Origin of the sequence: Clostridium saccharoperbutylacetonicum N1-4(HMT) (genome assembly GCF_000340885.1) — a bacterium.
GTDB lineage: Bacteria > Bacillota > Clostridia > Clostridiales > Clostridiaceae > Clostridium > Clostridium saccharoperbutylacetonicum.
Window position 1 is genome coordinate 715,648 of sequence record NC_020291.1, and the last position, 19,517, is coordinate 735,164.

The window sequence follows — 19,517 nt, forward strand, 5'->3', positions numbered from 1 at the left end:
TGTTTTTGTAAGTAGTATTTAACTACAAATACTTATACTAGATATTAAGAAAATTATTTTATTATTTGTAAAAGATTTTTTAAAAATAATAAAGGGAAGGGAGATAAAGTTATTGAAGTCTGAAAGCGAATTTAATGAAATCAAAATTAGACATGCAGCACTTATATATTTACTTGATTTTGTGATTTTTTTCATATTAGTTTCTTACATAGTGAAATTATATGGAGAAATTAGTAATACTTATATTAATATTCTATGTTTAATAGCTACTGCTTTAGCACTTTTTATGTTTTTGTATAAGATTAAACCGTCTATAAAGAAAATAAGTCTCCTGTATATTGATTTTAAGAATAAAATTGATATGAAAGAAATAATTTATGTTAGTATGTTTTTTATATTTTTAAATATAGGAGGGGCTAATGTTATTACTGATATAATTTATTTAATTAGTCCAGCTTTTGCTAATGGTTTTATTAAAGATTCTGTTTTAACTGTTAATTCAATTATAGATTATGTCATTTGCTTTATAATTTTAGTTGTTTTAGCTCCAATTGTTGATGAAATTACCTTTAGATATATCTTGTTCAAAAGACTTTCAAAGAGATTTAATGTTTATGTTGGTTTAATTGTATCAGCTGTTATTTTTTCAGCTATTAATATTTGTCCGGAAATTTTTGGTAATTTTGCATTGGGAATAGTAAACTGTATATTATATGTTAAATATGAAAATATTCTTATGCCGATTTTAGTATATGCTATATATAATTTTGTAGATATGTTCTTTATAAAATCACTTATAGGCTTTAACTATACAATACTTACTATGAATATTAATACTATCATTTTAAGTTTAATTATAGGATTGTTATTATTTTTTGTTGGAGTACAATTTTTGGTTAAATATACAAGTAAAAATAGAATATATTTAAAAGGAAGTTTTAGATAGAAATAAAATTTGCACATATAAAAAGAGCAGCTATGCTGCAACAACGGAACTTATATAAAAAGAGCAGCTATGCTGCAATACGGATCTATTTTGCGATCTGAATTATGCTGCAATGCGGATTCGTGCTGCAATTCAGAACTATATAGAAATCCAAAACAATTCTGCAACATCGGAATTTATATTGGTAATTTTGAATTGTTATTTATTTTCATGTGCCTAAATAAAAAAGTTATTGCCGTTACTAAAAAATAGTAATGGCAATAATAATTTATATGGTAAAATATATAATGTTGGCACTTGCCATTTGATACAATTAAATGCATATATGATTACATGCATATGAGAAGCAGGAGGAATTTATGAATTCGATTGAAGAGAGAATTGCAAAGGAATTAGAAATAAAATTGGGGCAAGTCCAAAATGTTATTGGACTTTTAGATGATGGCAATACAGTTCCGTTTATTTCTAGATATAGAAAGGAAGCTACGGGAGGACTTTCAGATGAAGTTTTAAGAAAATTATCTGAGAGACTTACTTATTTAAGAAATTTAGAAGAAAGAAAAGCAGATGTAACTAGACTTATACAAGAACAGGAAAAGTTTACAGATGAGATAGGAAAAGCTTTAGAAAATGCAACAACTTTGACAGAAGTTGAAGATATTTATAGACCGTTTAAGCCTAAAAAGAGAACTAAAGCAACAATAGCTACAGAAAAAGGATTAAAGCCTTTAGCAGAGTTGATTTTAGAAGGTAAATTTAAAGGCGATTTAGGTGAAGAAGCAACTCAATATATAAGTGAAGAAAAAGGAGTAGTAACTAGTGAGGAAGCTATTCAAGGAGCTTTAGATATAATAGCAGAAACTATATCAGATGAAGCTAAATATAGAAAATATATAAGAGAGTTCGTTATAAGAGAAGGTAATATTGAGTCAAAGGGAAGCTCTGAAGAACCAACTCCTTATGAAATGTATTATGAATATTCTGAAGCAGTAAATAAAATACCACCTCATAGAATATTAGCAATTAACAGAGGTGAAAAGGAAAAAATCCTAAGTGTTAAAATAACTGCTAATGAAGATAAGATAATTCAATATCTAGAAAATCAAATTTTAAAAGGTAATGAAATTTTAGATGAAAAGTTAAAACTTGCAATAAAAGATTCATATAAGAGATTGATATATCCATCAATAGAAAGAGAAATAAGAAGTGAATTAACTGATATTGGTGAAGAGGGTGCTATTAAGATTTTTAAAGAAAATTTAAAAGCATTATTATTACAAGCTCCAATAAAAGGTAAAGTAGTTATGGGTTACGATCCAGGTTTTAGAACAGGATGTAAGATAGCAATACTAGATGCAACAGGAAAGTTCTTAGAAAATACAGCAGTATATCCAACAGTACCTAAAAGGGATATTGAAGGAACAAAGAAAACTTTAAAGGCACTTATTGCTAAACATAATGTTGATGTTATATCTCTTGGAAATGGAACTGCATCAAGAGAATCAGAAGAAGTTATAGCTGAAATGCTTACTGAAATAAAAAATGAGACAGGTAAAGAACTTGCATATGTAATAGTCTCAGAAGCAGGAGCATCTGTTTATTCAGCATCAGAACTTGCAACTAAGGAATATCCTGATTTAGATGTTACAGTAAGAGGTGCAATTTCAATAGGAAGAAGACTTCAAGATCCACTTGCTGAATTAGTAAAAATAGATCCTAAAGCAATAGGAGTAGGACAATATCAACATGACGTTACTCCTAAGAAATTAGAGGAATCTTTAGCAGGGGTAGTAGAAGATTCAGTTAATACAGTTGGAGTTGACTTAAATATAGCAACACCATCACTTTTAACACATATTTCAGGTATAAATGCAGCTATTGCTAAGAACATTGTTGATTATAGAGAAGAAGCAGGACGCTTTACTTCAAGAAAAGAATTACTAAAGGTTAAGAGATTAGGGCAAAAAGCTTATGAACAATGTGCAGGGTTCTTAAGAGTTGATGATAGCAAAGAACCTTTAGACAATACTTCTGTTCATCCAGAATCGTATGATATAGCTAAAAAGTTAATAGAAGTTTTAGGCTACAATAAAGAAGATCTCAAGAACAATAAACTAGGTGATATTGATGAAAGAGCAGAAGCTAAAGGCTTAAAGAATTTAAGCGAAACTCTAGAAGTTGGTGAGCTTACTTTAAAGGATATAATAAAGGAGATAAAGAAGCCAGGTAGAGATCCAAGAGAAGAAATGCCAAAACCAATTCTTAAAACTGGAATTGTTGAACTTAAAGATTTAAAACCAGGCATGGTTTTAGCTGGAACTGTTAGAAATGTATCAGACTTTGGTGCATTTGTAGATATTGGAGTTCACCAAGATGGATTAGTTCATAAAAGCCAAATGGCAAATAGATTTGTAAAGCATCCTTTAGATATTGTTAAGGTTGGAGACATAGTAAAGGTAGCTATCTTGGAAGTTGATGAAAAGAGAAAGAGAATATCATTAACAATGAAAGATGTGGACGAATCAGTGGAAGTATAAATAATTAAAAAACATGGCCACTAATAAAATTTAAAAAACGAAAAATATACAATAAAAAGTACCATAATTAAAATCTTTATGGTACTTTTTATACGTGCTATTTTTGGTTTACTGAAGTTTATAGTGGTGAGTTTGTTATTATAGTACCATCTTCTGCTCTAACAGCTTCACCTGCTGAAAGTAGGTAATCAGCGTACTTGGGATTAAGCTTCATATATAAACTTTTTGATTCAGGATTTTCTTTTGCCATAGTTATAGCAAATTTTAGATTTTCTCTGATTTTTCTTTCGAAATCAGTTTTACCAATTTTGTCAGCAAGCTTTTCAAGAAATTTTCCAAGTGTTAGTGAAATGACAGTAATTACACCTGCTATTATAAGATCTCTAATGTTTTTTTGACTATGTTGTATAGCAATAAAAATAAAACCAATAATAAAAGCTGCTGCAGTAAATTTTAATAATCCGCTAAAAAAAGATATAACAGTTGCACGTAAGCTTCCTTTATATTTTTTGTAATGTAGGATATAGTAGTACATGAATGATTCAACTCCTTTAAATTGGATAATTAGTATAAATTCTAATAATTAATTAAAATTTTTCACATTCCAATAAAGAATAATTTACATTAATTGAATTATTATGTCAATAGGGGGAATTAAATGAAGAAATTTGAAATATATTAATTTATTTCTTAAACATGCATATCTAGAAAGAGTAACTTTAAGATAAAAGTATGGTATATTAATATAAACTAAGTAGTTAATCAGTATACTACTAAATATAGGAGGAAAGAAAAAATGATTAAATGGGGAATTATTGGACTTGGAAATATAGCTCAACGTTTTGCAAAAAGTTTATCTTATTCAAATGAAGGAAAATTATATGCAATTGCATCCAGAACAAAGGAAAAATGTGATGCATTTCAGGAAAGATATAGATGTGAAAAAATTTATGAAGATTATGAAGAATTATTAAAAGATGAAGAAATAGATTCAGTTTATATTGCTCTTCCTCATGGATTTCATAAATATTGGTCAATTGAGGCTTTGAAGCATAATAAAGCAGTATTATGCGAAAAGCCTGTAGGTCTAAATGCAGGAGAAATGGAAGAAATAAAAAATGCTGCGTTGCTTAACAATACTTTTTTTATGGAAGCAATGAAAACAAGGTTTATCCAACTAATTCATGAAATTAAGAAAATAATTAAAAATAAAGAAATTGGAGAAATAGAAAGTATTGAAGCTAATTTTTGCAGCCATGTAAAAGAAATTAAAGAAGGTTCTTATTTGTTAGATAAAAATCAAGGTGGAGCATTATTAGATGTTGGGATTTATCCCTTATCATTTGTTATAGATATGATTGATTCAGAAGTAAAGAAAGTCAATGCTAATATGGAAATAAATGAAGCAGGAGTAGATTCTTATTTTAAAGCAATATTAACTTTTGAAAATGGAGTCATAGGAATTATAGAAGGCGCTTTTGATCGAGACAAAGAGAGGACAGCTATTATTAAAGGAACAAAAGGCTACATAGAAATTCCGATATATAATAGACCTAGTATAGCTAAAATCTATATAAATGGTGAGGAACCATACACAATTGAAGAAGAATTAGAATTTGATGATATGTATGCAGAAATTAAAGAAGTTCATAAATGCTTGAAAGCTTCAAGGTTGCAAAGTGAGTATATGTCATTAGATGAGTCACTTAGGGTTATGAAAGTTTTAGATGAAGTTAAGAAAGCTTCAAACTTTAATTAGATATTAATATTTTAAATGTGGTAACTTTAGATTTTTTCGACTACAACAGATAAGAAAGAATTTTATATTAAGAAGGTATTAAAAGATGGATAAAACAAAATTTTATACAAACAGAAAAAACATAGTGTTTCTAGCGGCTTTATGCTGCTTATTATGGGGGAGTGCCTATCCTGCAATTAAGGTGGGATATGAATTGTTTAATGTAAATGATGTGGGAAGTAAATTAGTTTTTGCAGGATATAGATTTACTCTTGCGGGCATATTTATAATACTATTAGAGATGATTAGAAGAAAAAGCATAATAAGTTTTACTAAAAAGCAATTTGGGCAGATAACTTTACTTGGAGTAACCCAGACTACTTTGCAATACATATTTTTCTATGTAGGACTATCATATACTACAGGTGTAAGAGGATCTATTATAAATGGAACAGGTACATTTATAAGTATTATATTAGCTCATTTTATTTATAAAAATGATAAGCTTAATTTTAATAAAATAGCAGGATGCATCATAGGATTTTTAGGTGTAATTATAGTTAATTTAAATGGACAATCTTTAGGGGGGAGTTCGTTTACCTTTAAAGGTGAAGGGTTTGTAATGATAGCAGCAATAATCTTTGCAGGATCAGCTATATATGGTAAAAGAGTAACTCAAGATCAGGAGCCTGCAGTAGTTACTGGCTTTCAACTATTTATAGGAGGAATCATATTAACAATTTTAGGATTTACCTTGGGAGGTGGTTTAGAAGGTTTTACAATAAAATCCACTGTACTTTTAATTTATATGGCATTATTATCATCAGTGGCATTTGCAGTATGGACTGAACTTCTAAAATATAACAAGGTTGGAATTATATCAGTATTTAATTTTTTAGTTCCTATATTTGGTACATTACTTTCAGCTATTTTTTTAGGAGAAAATATATTTGATATAAAAATCTTAATAGCATTAATACTTGTTTGTTATGGTATATTTTTAGTTTATAAAGTGAAAAAAGAACCACACAAGGAAGTTGCCACTTATTAGATGAATATGTATACGCTTTACATGTATATTTTTAAAGCTTAAACTGTTTGAATTATTAATTGGAATATTGTACACTTACAATTACATTAATATGAAATTTAATAAATAATGATTTCAATAAAACAAATAAGTTAGATGTAAGTAATTTGTAATTAAAATATTTTGTATAAAGTATTTTTAATTATGTGAAGTAAAGGAGAGTTATGAAAGTAATATCAAGTCTAGTTATTAGAATAACATTAGGTTTTTTCTTATGTGCATGTGGAACGGTATTGGCTCTAAATTCAAATTTAGGATTGAGTCCATGGGATGTATTCCATCAAGGATTAACAAAGATTAGTAGCGTAACTATGGGACAAGCGAGTATTATAGTTGGAGTAATTATAGTAATAATTACAAGTATTCTTGGATTAAAGGTTGGATTGGGAACAATAGCTAATATGATAGTAATTGGGTGTTTTATAGATCTAATAATTTATGCAAAAATTATTCCAGTGTGTAATAATTTATTTTCAGGTATAATTATGATGATTGGAAGTTTGTTTGCATCAGCTATAGGAAGCTATTTATATATAGGCTGTGAAATGGGATGTGGACCTAGAGATGGTCTCATGATTGCATTAGTTAAGATAACAGGTAAACCAATAGGTATAATTAGATTCTTTATAGAAATGGGAGCCTTAATTATAGGTTGGATTTTAGGTGGATTTGTTGGAGTAGGAACATTAATTACCGCATTTGGTATAGGATATTGTGTTCAACTAATTTATAAAATATTCAAATCTGATGTAAAGTTATTGAAACATAGAAATATAAGAGAAGGCCTTAAGTTTGTGAATGAATGTATGACTAATTAATTTATACTGAATATTTAAATATATATGTTTTAAAAAGAATCATTCAATAAGATATAAAGATTTCCAAAGGAAATCAACATTCATTTAACATTGATAAATTCAATATATAAGCTTAACATAAACATTGATTAGAATTTTATTGATATTTCGAAAAAATTAAAATACTAAACAATTACAGTCATATAAAAAGTATTATAATCGAAAAATATGACATAATTTGAGGTGTAGATTAATTGAAAGAATTACTTATATAGAGTATTATATAGTTTGAAATAATAAGATAGTGTGAAGTATCTAATTAGGAATGTGAGGATTCCTTTGGGATGCTTGCATAAAAACGGAGGAATTAAATGATAGTAAAATGTATCGATAATAATCTTTGCTCAACATTAACTCTAAATAAGGAATACCTAGTTATTGAAGAAGCACCTGAATATTATGTAATTATTGATGATACGAGGGACGAAACAACTTGCAGAAAAACAAGATTTGTAGTAGTTGAAGATGGTGGCGTAACTAAAAAGGCAAAAGCAACTATCACAGAATTGAATTATCAATTAGAAAATGAATTTAAAGATATAAGACAATTTGAAATTAGAAAAAATTCAAAAGGTGAAATTAAAGAAATAGCTATAAAGTTTAAATATAATGCTTAATATACTTTGAAAATGGACAGATTATAGATTACACTTAATTTTTATAATATAGCGTAAAGGTACTCTTTGTAGAAAAGTTGCAGAATTAATAGATAATATTATATTCTGTTAAGGACTACTACAGTAGAGTACCTTTTAAATTGTAAATTTTTATATGAAATCATTTTGGAATTTCTTAAATTTAATAATATTAATCACAATTTTTGTATTAGTTAGAGCTACTTAACTGAATTAAAAGTTAAAAAATTATATAGAGCTCCAATTAAGTTTGCATCATTTTTAAATTTACATCTAACTACCTTTGGTTTTGGAACAAAGAATTCAAAGCCACTATGATGTTTATCAATATTTTTTTGTATATATTCAATTAATATATCTTGACTGCTTATTCCACCACCAATTGCAAACACTTCAGGATCTAAAATACATTGTAAATTGAAAATTTGAATTGCTAACTTATATGTAAAAGCATCTAATACCTTAAGAATGTCTTCATCACCATTATTTGCATATTCAAATATTTTGTGACCGTCTAATTCTTCAGCAGGTATATTTTTCACTTTTGCAGCAGCACCTATTAGTCCCCTAGAACCATTTACTGATGCCCACCAATTGTCCTCATTTTCTGCATCATGGATGTTAGTGCGTATGAAACTAAACTCACCAGCGAAAAAATTGTTCCCTTTATGAACTTTTTTATTTCTTATGATTCCGCCACCAATTCCAGTTCCAAGAACTACAACAACCCCATCATTACAGTCTTTTAAACTTCCATTCCAAACTTCGGCCAATGCAGCGCACTTACCATCATTTTCAATTGTAATTTTAGTAGGGCATCTTTCTTGAAGAATTTTTACAATTTCTTTGTCATTATTATAGGTTAAGGCACCTCCAGTATGAGCGTAACCTCTTTCGCTATCCAGGATACCAGGCATACTTATAGCTAAGCCTCCTATTTGGTCTTTGTACTCATCATATATACTACCAATTACTTCTACAAAATTTTCGATTTTATCAAGAGGAGTTGGTTTACTTCCCTTTTCTATAAAATTAAACTCTTCACTCATAAGTGCATATTTGATAGAACTTCCACCAATATCTAAAACTAAATAGTTCATGTTTTTACTCCTTTAAGCATATTTTATTTAAATTGATTAAATATTATATTGTTTACATAATTATAATAACTTACCAGAAAAACATTTTCAATAACGATATTACAATAATTAAATAGTAGATAGAGAATATATTTGTTAGAAATTCTAATTAAGGATGTTAATCCAGAAAATCTGCATTTGATATAATTATAAAATGAGTATTAACTTATAGAATAGGGAGCATATAAATATGTTCAGATATGTTGGAGATATAAGTACAATTTCTTTTGTTAGCATATGGATATCCAACGCGAGAATTAGATTTATGCAACAATTACCGAAATATGATACATTTATCTTCCACAGGACTAGTGAAATTTTCGCTGGAGGGTTCTAAATGGCGGCTTGTCATAATTTCAGCGTGTTCCAGATGTAAAATCCCCAAGGAGAAAGTTCATGTTTCCAAATATAAAAGCTCCAGAGAGAAAGTTCGTGTTTCCAAATATAAAATTTGGACACTTACTTTTTGGACATTCACTTTTAGACAAGCTGTAAATGAAACAAGCCCACATTAATAACCTTCATCAGCTCAATTTCACATGCCTGCTTCCAGAAAAATGTATCTGATTTCTAGTGTAGTGTTACGATTATAATTTCTCAATAATACATATATATTACATTTATAAGTTGAATTATTAATTTGGATATCTATATTAGTGATAGTTTACAAAATCTAAATAGTTCAATTTAAGTTATATGAAATGGTAATATTATGTAGTATAATGTAGAAGTAGTAATTTTTTGCTGTTATATTTCATGGGTTTTCTTTATTTAGAAAATTATATAATTTTAATGCAAAAGAAAAAGGAAAGATATTGGAAGGGGAGTCATCTGTTTATGAGAAGTATCAAAACAAAATTATCGGTATATTTTGGAATGCTAATTATAGGTATATGTTTAGCATTAGGAATTATAGCATACTATACAGCTAATTCTGCATTAACAAATAATGCAAAGGAAATGTTGGCTAGCACTTCTATACAAGCAGCTAATGTAGTAGAAAGTCGTTTGAATGCTAATTACGACATATTAGAAACAATAAGTCAAAGAAGTGAATTACAAGATTTTAATATTCCACTTCAACAAAAAGCAGATCTATTGAAGGCAGAAGCAAAAAGGACAGGTTTTACAAGTCTTGGATTTGGGGATTTGAATGGCGATGCTTATACAATGACACTTGCTCATGTTGTACTAAAAGATAGACCATATTATCAAGAAGCTTTGAAGGGAAATAGAGTTATAACAGATCCTATAGTTAGTAAAGAAAATGGAAAACTAATAATAAATATGGCAGTACCAATTAAAAATGCGGATGGACGTGTTATTGGTGTATTAGTAGGTAATAGAGATGTAGCTGAATTAAGTTCAATTGTAAGCGATATAACTGTTGGAAAAAGTGGAAAAAGTTTTATTGTTAATAATGTAGGAATTACAGTTGCACATTATGATATAGATTCAGTTATGAATCAAAATAATATGATTGAAATGGGTGAAAAGGATCCGGCACTCCAAAGTTTGGCAAATGTTATTAAAGAAATGGTACAAGGTAAAATAGGAACTAGTGAATATACATATCAAGGTGAGAAAAAATATCTTGGATATGCTCCAATAAAGAATACTAGTTGGTCCATTGGTATCAATGTGCCTGAAAGTGAAGTTTTATCTCAATTAAATGTTTTAAAAATATCTATAGGTATAGCTTCAATTATTATAGTGTTAATGGGACTAGCGTTAACTTACATTTTAGCAAGAATAATTTCAAAAGGTGTAACTAAAATTTCTGATTACTTGAAAGTTATTTCAAAAGGAGATTTTACTGAAGAAGTTTCAGCAAAGGGACTAAAAGGTAAAGATGAAATTGGTGAAGCATTTAGATCAATAAAAGTTATGCAGAAGTCAATAATTGAAACAATTGCATCTATTAAAGAAAATTCAAATAATATTGACTTGAAAGCAAATGATTTGTCAAAGGTTTCTGAACAAATGACAGATACAGCTGAAAATGTATCTACCGCGATTCATGAGACTGCAAATGGTGTAAGCAATCAGGCAACTAATTTAATTGAAATAACAAATATATTAAATACATTTGGCAATAAGTTAGATTTGGTGGCTGAAGAAATTAAAACAATAGATGTAAAGTCAAATGGAATTACTAAAATGGCTGGTAGCAGTAATGAAGACATGAAGATGCTTATTGAATCAGTAAATATTGTAGGTTCTTCATTCAAAGAGTTTATGAATAAGATTGAAAAGTTAAACAAAAATATAGTTCAAATATCGGAAATTACAACATTGATAAATGATATATCAGAACAAACAAATTTATTAGCACTTAATGCTGCAATAGAGGCAGCGAGAGCAGGAGAATCAGGAAAAGGATTTGCAGTTGTTGCTGAGGAGATTAGAACTCTTGCAGAGCAGTCACAAGAATCTTCGAAGAATATAGATTCTTTAATTACTTCGATTTCCAGTGAAGCAAATGTAATTATAAAAAATACAGATGGTCTAAACAGTGAATTGGATAATCAAGTTGGAGTTATTAATACAGCACTCAAATCCTATGAAAATATAATATCTGAAATAAATGATATTGTGGCAAAAATAAAGACTGCAAATTCTGCTGTTTTAGAAATAAACAAAGAAAAAAATGAGATTTCAGACAAAATAGAAAATACATCTGCCGTAGCGGAAGAGGTTTCTGCATCATCAGAAGAAATTGATGCTTCAACAGAAGAAATGAAATCTGCATCATCAGAGGTTTCTGAATCAGCAAATGATTTAAATATAATGACCCAAGAAATGATTCAACAAGTTAATAAATTTAAAATATAAATAATTTAAAAGATAACTCTTATAATAAGTTAATTATTATAAGGGTTTTCTTTTTTGATAAATTTGTAATTAGTATTAAGTATTGGTTGAGATGTGTAATTTTAATATTTTTTGTGGATTATCACAAAATTAAAAAAAACGTAGTATTGGTTAAATTTATATTATATAATCTACATATAGAATTGAATGGTTACTTTTTCGTTTAATGTAAACGATATCTAGTAACGTACACTTGGAGGGATGAGCAATGAAAAAATATTTGAAGGATAAAAATAAGAAAGTACAAAAAAGTACTAAAAAAACGAAAGATAACAACATTCTATTTAAGTGTGAGCGTGTGATAAGAGGATCAAAGATTAAAGTAAGATTAATTATCTCTTATGGATTGTTAGTTTTAATTCCATTATTAATTATAGGAATATCATCAGTATTACAATCTAAAAGTGCTATGAATAATAAAATTTCTAATTTTTCATCTCAGATTGTAACACAAATAGGAGTTAATATTTCTAATGAGATGAGTAATAACTCAAATCTTGTAAAAACAGTAACAACAGATCCTCAATTACAAGATTATTTAGATAATAGATTAGTGAATGATTCTTTTTTAGATTTTTATAAAGTCAATAATCTTGCTAAGTCAATAGTAAGTAAGGCCAGCACAAGAAATGATATTATGAGTTTAGGAATAATAAGCAGTGATAATACCAAAATAGGTAGTTTTTCAACTAAATTTACAGAAGATATAAGAAAAAATCTATCGACTCTATCAGAAAAAGGAAAAGGAAAATTTGTATGGAGCTTACAGAAGAATTCATCAGGATATAGTATATATACAACTGCACAAGTTAACTCGATGACTAGCAATAGAACTTTAGGAGTAGCCTTTGAAGAATTAAGCCCAAAAGTATTTTTTAATTTATTTAAGAATGTTGATTTGGGTGATGGGTCAGAGGTATTTATTGTTGATTCTAATGGGATGATAATAGCATGTGAGGATGAAACATTAACAGGAACAGATTATAAAGATAAGAGTGTAATTGAAAAAATAATGGATACAGAAAAAAATATAGATGGTAGTGATGATTCAACAAAATCACAAAAGAGAAGTTTTACAACAAGTGATGGTCAAGCATTGGTTTCATATACACCTTTAAGCGGTTCAGATTGGTATATTGTAGGTAGAATCCCATATAGTTATTTAAATTCAGAATCTAATGTTTTGAGAAATAGTAATTTAATAGTTGGATTAATTTCATTTATACTAGCTATGCTTGTTGCTTTAGTAGTATCAAGGAGCATATCAAATCCTTTAGAAAAGCTAGTTGGACTTATGAATAAGGCAAAAGAAGGGGATTTAGCTATACAAATAGTGGATAATAGCAAAGATGAAATTGGTGAAGTAATAAGTGCATTTAATGATATGGTAAAAAAGATAAATACATTAATTGGCGAGGTTAAGCTATTAGCTGAAAATGTATCAAATAATACACAAATAATTACAGAAGTTTCAGAACATTCTTGTGCATCCTCAGAAGAAATTGCAGCAACAATGGGTGAAATTACAAGTGGTGCATCAGATCAGGCTGTTAGTGTTGCTGAGGGAATGAATTATATGAATAAATTGGCTCAAGAAATAAATATGGTAAATGGTAAAACACAAAAGGTATCAACAGTTTTAGAAAAAACAAAACAAATGAAGAAGGATGCTATAATATCAGTTGAAACATTAAATAGTAAAGCACAGAAAACAAATGAAGAATCAGCTAAAATTGTTGGAGATGTTAATGATTTGAACTCTAATATCAAAGATATAAAGGCAATTGTAAAATTGATCGTTGATATAGCAGAACAGACTAATTTACTATCATTAAATGCAGCAATAGAAGCTGCAAGGGCTGGTGAGTCAGGAAAGGGATTTGCTGTTGTTGCAGAAGAAGTTCGAAAGTTAGCAGATCAATCAAAAGAATCATCAATTAAAATTAATAAAATTATAAATGATATTCAACATAAGGCAGAAGTTGTAGTAAAAGAAGCTACTAATTCTAGTGTTATAATGGAAGAACAAATGAGTGCTGTAGAACAGACCGATACTGCATTTAAAACAATATTTGAAGGTATGGATCAAATAGAAGATCAATTGAAGGAAATGGTAACATCAATTAATGAAATAGTTTCATCCAAAGATAAGACTAAAGTGGCTATGGAGAATATTTCTTCTGTTTCAGAAGAAACTGTTGCAACCACAGAACAGGTATCAGAAGCAACACAGGAACAAATTACAGGAAGCCAGAAAGTTGCAGAATTTGCTCAAGAATTAAATGAAGTAGTTCAAAAATTAAATGATGCTATATCACAATTTAAAGTGAAATAAAGTGTTATAGATATCCAAATAAAGAATTAGACTTATGCAACAATTACCGAAATATGATACAATTATCTTCCGCAGGACTAGTGAAATTTTCGCTGGAAGGTTCTAAATGTGGGCTTGTCGTCATTTCAGCGTGTTCCAGATGTAAAATCCTGGACAAGCTGAAAATGAAACAAGCCCACATTAATACCCTTCAACAGCTCAATTTCACATGCCTGCTCCAGAAAAAATGTATCATATTTCTAGTGTAGTTTAGTAATTTTAATTTCTAAATAGTGCATACATATTCCATTTATATTGTTTTTTTATAAATAAGCAGGTAAATTAATGTTATGTATAAGTTCTAATTAATATTGTACATATTAATTCAAGAAGTAGCAAAGGGATTTACTAATTGATTAATAATTGAATAAGGATAATTGGAATATATATATAAATTTTTTGGGGGGTAATATAATTTAGCTGTTAATAAATAATAATAATTTGAAATGGGGAGTATAATGAAAAATATATTTTATTATGAAAGTAAAATTGGATTAATTAAAATAGAAGAAAGTGGAATATCAGTAACAAAATTAGATTTTGTAAGTAATAATGATAAAGAGAATATTATAGAAGGAAGTAAAACTGAATTGCTAATTGAAATAGTAAAGCAATTAGACGAATATTTTGATGGAACACGCAAAGTTTTTGATTTACCCATTGAACCAGAAGGAACGGAATTTCAAAAGAAAGTTTGGAAAGCATTAATAGAAATCCCATATGGAGAAACAAAAAGTTACGGTGAAATTGCTAAAATAATCGGAAATGATAAGGCAGCAAGAGCTGTTGGAATGGCTAATAACAAAAATCCTATAGCAATTATTATTCCATGCCATAGGGTTATTGGAGCTAATGGAAATTTAGTTGGTTACGCAGGAGGACTTGAATTAAAGGAAAAGCTTCTTGAATTAGAAAAGAGGAGTATTATAGTTGAATAATACTTATAAAATTATGATTTAAGATAGGGAGGAAATAAGATGCTAAAGATAGGATGTCATCTGTCAAATTCAAAGGGATTTAGAAACATGGGCATTGAGGCTCTTAAAATAGGAGGGAATACCTTTCAGTTTTTCACTCGAAATCCAAGAGGAAGTAAAGCAAAAGCTATAAACGAAGAAGATGTAGCTGAATTTTTAAAATTAGCTAAGGAAAATAATTTTGTGAAAATATTAGGGCATGCACCGTATACTTTAAATGCATGTTCAGCTGATGAAAATACAAGGATTTTTGCAAAAGAGGTGATGGAAGACGACTTAGCTAGAATGGAATACATACCAAATAACTTTTATAATTTTCATCCAGGTAGCCACGTTAAACAAGGGGTAGAAGTCGGGATTAAATATATCTCTGATATGTTGAATAAAGTTTTGAAACCGGATCAAACAACAACAGTATTACTTGAAACAATGGCTGGAAAAGGAACTGAAATTGGACGCACCTTTGAAGAATTAAGAGAAATATTAAATCGTGTGGAATTATCAGATAAGATGGGTGTATGCATGGATACTTGCCATGTACATGATGCTGGGTATGATATTGTTAATGATTTAGATGGAGTTCTAGAAAAATTTGATAATGTAATTGGATTAAATAGATTATGTGCTATTCATTTAAACGACAGTATGAATACATTGGAAAGTCATAAGGATAGACATGCAAAAATAGGAGAAGGATTTATTGGATTAGAAGCTATTACAAACATAATTAATCATCCCAAATTAAAGAATATACCGTTCTTTTTGGAAACCCCAAATGAACTTGATGGATATGCAAGAGAGATAGCATTATTAAAGAGTATATATAAATAATTAATTAAAATTATTAAAACGTCGTAATTTGATTATTACGTCGTTTTTTTTAGGAAATTAAAGAATAATTTGAGTGAGATGTAGATGCACAATGAATAATCGTAGGCGTGAATTATTGAATGTAGAATAGGAGTAAAGTATTTTAAAGATAATTACTTAAAAGTGTTGAAAAAGTACTTAAAAGTGCTTATAATTATTATAGGGAGGGAATAATATGGTTAATGAAAATGTTATTTTATCGTATAAAGAGAGACTAAATTTAAATATCAAAGAAAAGAAAAAAATAGTTGAAAAAGCTATGAAGTTTATTCACAATAATGGAAAATATTTTTTTGATGTTTCTACTAGTGTTCAATTTCTTGCACAAGATTTAAATAAAGAAGTTACTGTATTTACTCATTCCTTAGATAATTTTAATATACTTTCAGAAAAATCAGATGTATTAGTAAATTTAATATCTGGAGAGTTTAATGTTAGGAATCGTTTCTTTTATAGAACAGATTATGAAAAGTGCTTTGGTGAGGTTAAGTTTGATACAGCATTTTTAGGAGCTGGAGCTATAAAAAGTGATGGTATTTATTATGAAAATGAAGAAGATGCCCTTATCAAAAGAGAAGTTGTGAAAAGATCAAAAAAAGTAATTTTACTTGCAGAACATCAGAAGTATGAAAAGATAGCTAAATACAAAGGTTTAGATTTAGATCAAGTTAACATTATTATTGTGGATCCAATATCAGTTTCTTTATTCAGATATATTACAGCATCTCAAAATATTAATATTAATCCTAATAGCTTAGTCATTATATAAATTAAAAAGTGGGTGGTTTAATGCATCAAGAAGAAAGAATTATAAAAGTATTAGCTTATTTAAATGAACATAACCATATGTCTATCCATGATATTTGTGAAATGTTTAATGTTTCAAGAGATACTGCTCGACGTGATATAGTTAGACTCATAAATGAAGGAACAGCAATCAGGACTCATGGTGGAATTAGTCTACCAACTTTAAAAAATACAATAAAGGAATATAGAGAGCGAATAGAGGCTTATTCGGAGGAAAAGAAAATTATTGCTAAGAGAGCGATGAAATATATTGAGGAAGGAAAACATTATTTTTTTGATGTTTCAACTATAATAAGTCTTTTAGCACAGGAAATAAATAAACCTATTTGGGTACTCACACATTCATTAGATAATATTGAAATATTATCGGAGAAAAAAGATATTGAAGTACATTCTATTGGAGGGTGTCTTAATAAGCGAAATAGATTCTTTTATAAAGCAAACTATATAAGTTATCTTGAGAATATAAGACTTGATATTTCAATTTTAGGTGCAGCAGCCATAACAGAAGATGGAATATACTATGTAGATGAAGAAGATGCACTGGTTAAGCAAGCAGCTGTTAGAAAATCAAACTTTGTAGTGGTTTTAACTGAATATGAAAAATTTAAATTATTTAGTTATTATAAAGGAGTAAATTGGGAACAAATTGATGTCATAATTACTGATAAGCTGCCTCCTACAGTATTTGTAGATATAATAGAGGCAAATGATATAAAATTAATAATTGCAAAATAGAATAATATCTAAATTCAAAATTTCATATCTGTAGTGCTAATGACATTATATGGTAGTAATTAACGCAAGCTTATATCATAAAATAACGAAGTTAAAATACTTATATAATTAAGGCTAATAAATTGATTTTTAAATAGTATTAGGAGTTGAGGTTATGAAAAATTTTAAAATGGTATGTTTGGATATTGATGGAACCCTGCTAAATTCTCAGCATGAGATAACAGATAAGGTGAAAAATACAATTAAAGTGATTGCAAATGAAAAAAAGATACCTGTAATTTTAGTTTCAGCTAGAATGCCCAAAGGAATAACTTTCTTGCAAAAGATATTAGAAATACAAGAGCCAATAATTTGTTATAGTGGTGCTTTAATCTTAGATAAAGATAATAATGTTTTAGCAAATGAATTTATAGATGCAAGTAAGCTTGAGGAAGTATATAAATTAGTTGATGAATATAATATACATATGAGTGTGTACAAAGATGATGAGTGGTACATAAAAGAAATGGATTACTGGGCAAAACAAGAAACTGAAATAACTAACATCACCCCGAATATAGTAGATTTTGAAGACTTAATACAATTGTGGAAGGCAGATGGGACTGGTCCAAATAAGATTTTGTGTATGGCAAATCCTAATGAAATAAGTTTATTAAAAGAGAGTATTAATTCTGATGGCCTGAATATATATCCATCCAAACCAACATATTTAGAAATCATGCCAAATAGGACATCTAAAACTTCTGCAATTAATTGCTTACAAAAGAAATTAATTGTTCAGCAAGAAGAAATAATAGCTATTGGAGACAACTATAATGATATAGATATGCTAAAATACGCAGGACTTGGAATAGCCATGGGAAATGCACCAGATGAAGTAAAAAAGTGTGCAAACTGTGTTACCTTAACAAATGATGAAGATGGAGTTGCCGAAGCTTTAAAAAAAGTCTTTACACAAATTAATTTGGTATAATATTAGAACTTATAGGCCTCTTATTTTGTATAAAATAAGAGGCCTATAACTTTTTTAGTTACACAGCTAAGATGGAAGATACCCCATTAATTTGCTTATATTTCTTGAAACCGTCATAAACTCATCTTTATATTTAAGGAGGTCATCCATTGAATTAAATAAAGTGACTGATGAAAGGCTTGTTGCAGCTATGATTTTATTGGTTCTATCAAAAATTGGAACAGCTATACAAATCACACCAGTATCATATTCTATATTGTCGAGTGCATATAAATTCTTTCTTATTTCATGAATTTCCTGTAGTAAAACATCTATAGAAGTTATAGTATTTTCAGCATATTTGATAAAGTTGGTATCTTTCAATATATTTCTTATTTCATCATCAGTGAATTGTGACAATAAAAGTTTTCCAGAGGCAGTACAATAGGTCGGAGCTTTTTTTCCAATACTTGATGACATAGTTATATTTCTATTTGTATTTTCAGACGATACTTTATCTACATAAATTATATTTGAGAAGGATTCATCAGGAACACAAAGGTGTATAACCTCATCAAATTTATTTGCAAATTCGTAAATATAGGGTCTAGCAATATTTATTAAATCCATGCTGCTTATTATTGAAGCTGATAAATTTAGAATTTTAATTCCAAGTTGATATTTGTCAGTTTCTTTATTTTGAGTTACATATTCTTTAGATTTTAATGTTGTAATAATTCTATGGATAGTACTTTTGCTTAATCCTAAATTTTTTGATAATTCCATTATGCCACAACCTTTTGGATATTGAGCTAGAGAATCTAGTATATCTAAGGCACGCTCTACTGATTGAACTAAATTAGAATTATTTGAGTCTTCAGCCATGTTAATCCTCCTGTCAATTATATCTTTATATTACATTGTAATAGCTAATGCAGATTTTAACAAATAAAAAATTTATTTTTTCCTATAACTCTTCATTG

The 19,517-nt window shown here is 28.4% G+C and carries 16 protein-coding genes; 13 read left to right on the forward strand and 3 right to left on the reverse strand.

Annotation, left to right across the window (positions count from 1 at the left end):
* Window positions 1-112: 112 nt before the first annotated feature.
* Together CSPA_RS03200 and CSPA_RS03205 are read left to right on the forward strand one after the other, a co-directional pair.
* Window positions 113-946 carry a CPBP family intramembrane glutamic endopeptidase gene (locus CSPA_RS03200; RefSeq protein ID WP_015390765.1) on the forward strand — a complete coding sequence of 278 codons (834 nt, stop codon included), beginning with the start codon at window positions 113-115 and terminating at the stop codon, window positions 944-946.
* 359 nt (window positions 947-1,305) lie between these two features.
* Window positions 1,306-3,483, forward strand: coding sequence for a Tex family protein (locus CSPA_RS03205; RefSeq protein ID WP_015390766.1), 2,178 nt, complete (start codon window positions 1,306-1,308; stop codon window positions 3,481-3,483).
* A gap of 118 nt (window positions 3,484-3,601) precedes the next feature.
* Here the strand turns inward: CSPA_RS03205 and CSPA_RS03210 are convergent, their stop codons facing one another.
* Window positions 3,602-4,018: a hypothetical protein gene (locus CSPA_RS03210; protein ID WP_015390767.1), complete on the reverse strand. Its 417-nt coding sequence runs from the start codon at window positions 4,016-4,018 to the stop codon at window positions 3,602-3,604.
* Between the two features lie 261 nt (window positions 4,019-4,279).
* Here CSPA_RS03210 and CSPA_RS03215 point away from each other — a divergent pair, with 261 nt between their 5' ends.
* From CSPA_RS03215 to CSPA_RS03230, 4 genes are all read left to right on the forward strand, one after another.
* Window positions 4,280-5,242 carry a Gfo/Idh/MocA family protein gene (locus CSPA_RS03215; RefSeq protein ID WP_015390768.1) on the forward strand — a complete coding sequence of 321 codons (963 nt, stop codon included), beginning with the start codon at window positions 4,280-4,282 and terminating at the stop codon, window positions 5,240-5,242.
* Window positions 5,243-5,327: 85 nt separating this feature from the next.
* Window positions 5,328-6,272 (forward strand): DMT family transporter, encoded by a 945-nt coding sequence (locus CSPA_RS03220; RefSeq protein WP_015390769.1) that lies wholly within the window; start codon window positions 5,328-5,330, stop codon window positions 6,270-6,272.
* A gap of 203 nt (window positions 6,273-6,475) precedes the next feature.
* Window positions 6,476-7,129, forward strand: coding sequence for a YczE/YyaS/YitT family protein (locus tag CSPA_RS03225; protein ID WP_015390770.1), 654 nt, complete (start codon window positions 6,476-6,478; stop codon window positions 7,127-7,129).
* A gap of 350 nt (window positions 7,130-7,479) precedes the next feature.
* Window positions 7,480-7,785 carry a hypothetical protein gene (locus CSPA_RS03230; protein ID WP_015390771.1) on the forward strand — a complete coding sequence of 102 codons (306 nt, stop codon included), beginning with the start codon at window positions 7,480-7,482 and terminating at the stop codon, window positions 7,783-7,785.
* Window positions 7,786-8,003: 218 nt separating this feature from the next.
* On the opposite strand, the gene CSPA_RS03235 is transcribed toward CSPA_RS03230, so the two are convergent.
* Entirely contained in the window at window positions 8,004-8,903 is a 900-nt protein-coding gene (locus CSPA_RS03235) for an ROK family protein (RefSeq protein WP_015390772.1), read from the reverse strand.
* Window positions 8,904-9,779: 876 nt separating this feature from the next.
* Here CSPA_RS03235 and CSPA_RS03240 point away from each other — a divergent pair.
* From CSPA_RS03240 to CSPA_RS03270, 7 genes are all read left to right on the forward strand, one after another.
* Window positions 9,780-11,777 (forward strand): methyl-accepting chemotaxis protein, encoded by a 1,998-nt coding sequence (locus CSPA_RS03240; protein ID WP_015390773.1) that lies wholly within the window; start codon window positions 9,780-9,782, stop codon window positions 11,775-11,777.
* A gap of 247 nt (window positions 11,778-12,024) precedes the next feature.
* Window positions 12,025-14,151: a methyl-accepting chemotaxis protein gene (locus tag CSPA_RS03245; protein WP_015390774.1), complete on the forward strand. Its 2,127-nt coding sequence runs from the start codon at window positions 12,025-12,027 to the stop codon at window positions 14,149-14,151.
* Between the two features lie 497 nt (window positions 14,152-14,648).
* Window positions 14,649-15,128, forward strand: a complete 480-nt coding sequence (locus CSPA_RS03250) for a methylated-DNA--[protein]-cysteine S-methyltransferase (protein WP_015390775.1) — start codon at window positions 14,649-14,651, stop codon at window positions 15,126-15,128.
* Between the two features lie 39 nt (window positions 15,129-15,167).
* Window positions 15,168-15,998 carry a deoxyribonuclease IV gene (locus CSPA_RS03255; RefSeq protein WP_015390776.1) on the forward strand — a complete coding sequence of 277 codons (831 nt, stop codon included), beginning with the start codon at window positions 15,168-15,170 and terminating at the stop codon, window positions 15,996-15,998.
* Window positions 15,999-16,212: 214 nt separating this feature from the next.
* Window positions 16,213-16,806: a sugar phosphate isomerase family gene (locus tag CSPA_RS03260; protein WP_015390777.1), complete on the forward strand. Its 594-nt coding sequence runs from the start codon at window positions 16,213-16,215 to the stop codon at window positions 16,804-16,806.
* A 20-nt stretch (window positions 16,807-16,826) separates the two neighbouring features.
* Window positions 16,827-17,582 carry a DeoR/GlpR family DNA-binding transcription regulator gene (locus CSPA_RS03265; protein ID WP_015390778.1) on the forward strand — a complete coding sequence of 252 codons (756 nt, stop codon included), beginning with the start codon at window positions 16,827-16,829 and terminating at the stop codon, window positions 17,580-17,582.
* 154 nt (window positions 17,583-17,736) lie between these two features.
* Window positions 17,737-18,555, forward strand: a complete 819-nt coding sequence (locus CSPA_RS03270) for a Cof-type HAD-IIB family hydrolase (protein WP_015390779.1) — start codon at window positions 17,737-17,739, stop codon at window positions 18,553-18,555.
* A gap of 66 nt (window positions 18,556-18,621) precedes the next feature.
* Here CSPA_RS03270 and CSPA_RS03275 read toward each other — a convergent pair whose 3' ends face one another.
* On the reverse strand, window positions 18,622-19,419 hold the full coding sequence (locus tag CSPA_RS03275; protein ID WP_015390780.1) for an IclR family transcriptional regulator: 798 nt from the start codon (window positions 19,417-19,419) through the stop codon (window positions 18,622-18,624).
* Window positions 19,420-19,517 lie beyond the last annotated feature (98 nt).

What these genes read in the sequence shown, in the direction of transcription:
- CSPA_RS03215 (WP_015390768.1), top strand. Translation starts at nt 4,280, where the DNA reads ATGATTAAATGGGGAATTATTGGACTTGGAAATATAGCTCAACGTTTT.
- CSPA_RS03240 (WP_015390773.1), top strand. Translation starts at nt 9,780, where the DNA reads ATGAGAAGTATCAAAACAAAATTATCGGTATATTTTGGAATGCTAATT.
- CSPA_RS03260 (WP_015390777.1), top strand. Translation starts at nt 16,213, where the DNA reads ATGGTTAATGAAAATGTTATTTTATCGTATAAAGAGAGACTAAATTTA.
- CSPA_RS03210 (WP_015390767.1), bottom strand. Translation starts at nt 4,018, where the DNA reads ATGTACTACTATATCCTACATTACAAAAAATATAAAGGAAGCTTACGT.
- CSPA_RS03230 (WP_015390771.1), top strand. Translation starts at nt 7,480, where the DNA reads ATGATAGTAAAATGTATCGATAATAATCTTTGCTCAACATTAACTCTA.
- CSPA_RS03225 (WP_015390770.1), top strand. Translation starts at nt 6,476, where the DNA reads ATGAAAGTAATATCAAGTCTAGTTATTAGAATAACATTAGGTTTTTTC.
- CSPA_RS03220 (WP_015390769.1), top strand. Translation starts at nt 5,328, where the DNA reads ATGGATAAAACAAAATTTTATACAAACAGAAAAAACATAGTGTTTCTA.
- CSPA_RS03255 (WP_015390776.1), top strand. Translation starts at nt 15,168, where the DNA reads ATGCTAAAGATAGGATGTCATCTGTCAAATTCAAAGGGATTTAGAAAC.
- CSPA_RS03235 (WP_015390772.1), bottom strand. Translation starts at nt 8,903, where the DNA reads ATGAACTATTTAGTTTTAGATATTGGTGGAAGTTCTATCAAATATGCA.
- CSPA_RS03205 (WP_015390766.1), top strand. Translation starts at nt 1,306, where the DNA reads ATGAATTCGATTGAAGAGAGAATTGCAAAGGAATTAGAAATAAAATTG.
- CSPA_RS03245 (WP_015390774.1), top strand. Translation starts at nt 12,025, where the DNA reads ATGAAAAAATATTTGAAGGATAAAAATAAGAAAGTACAAAAAAGTACT.
- CSPA_RS03275 (WP_015390780.1), bottom strand. Translation starts at nt 19,419, where the DNA reads ATGGCTGAAGACTCAAATAATTCTAATTTAGTTCAATCAGTAGAGCGT.
- CSPA_RS03250 (WP_015390775.1), top strand. Translation starts at nt 14,649, where the DNA reads ATGAAAAATATATTTTATTATGAAAGTAAAATTGGATTAATTAAAATA.
- CSPA_RS03265 (WP_015390778.1), top strand. Translation starts at nt 16,827, where the DNA reads ATGCATCAAGAAGAAAGAATTATAAAAGTATTAGCTTATTTAAATGAA.
- CSPA_RS03270 (WP_015390779.1), top strand. Translation starts at nt 17,737, where the DNA reads ATGAAAAATTTTAAAATGGTATGTTTGGATATTGATGGAACCCTGCTA.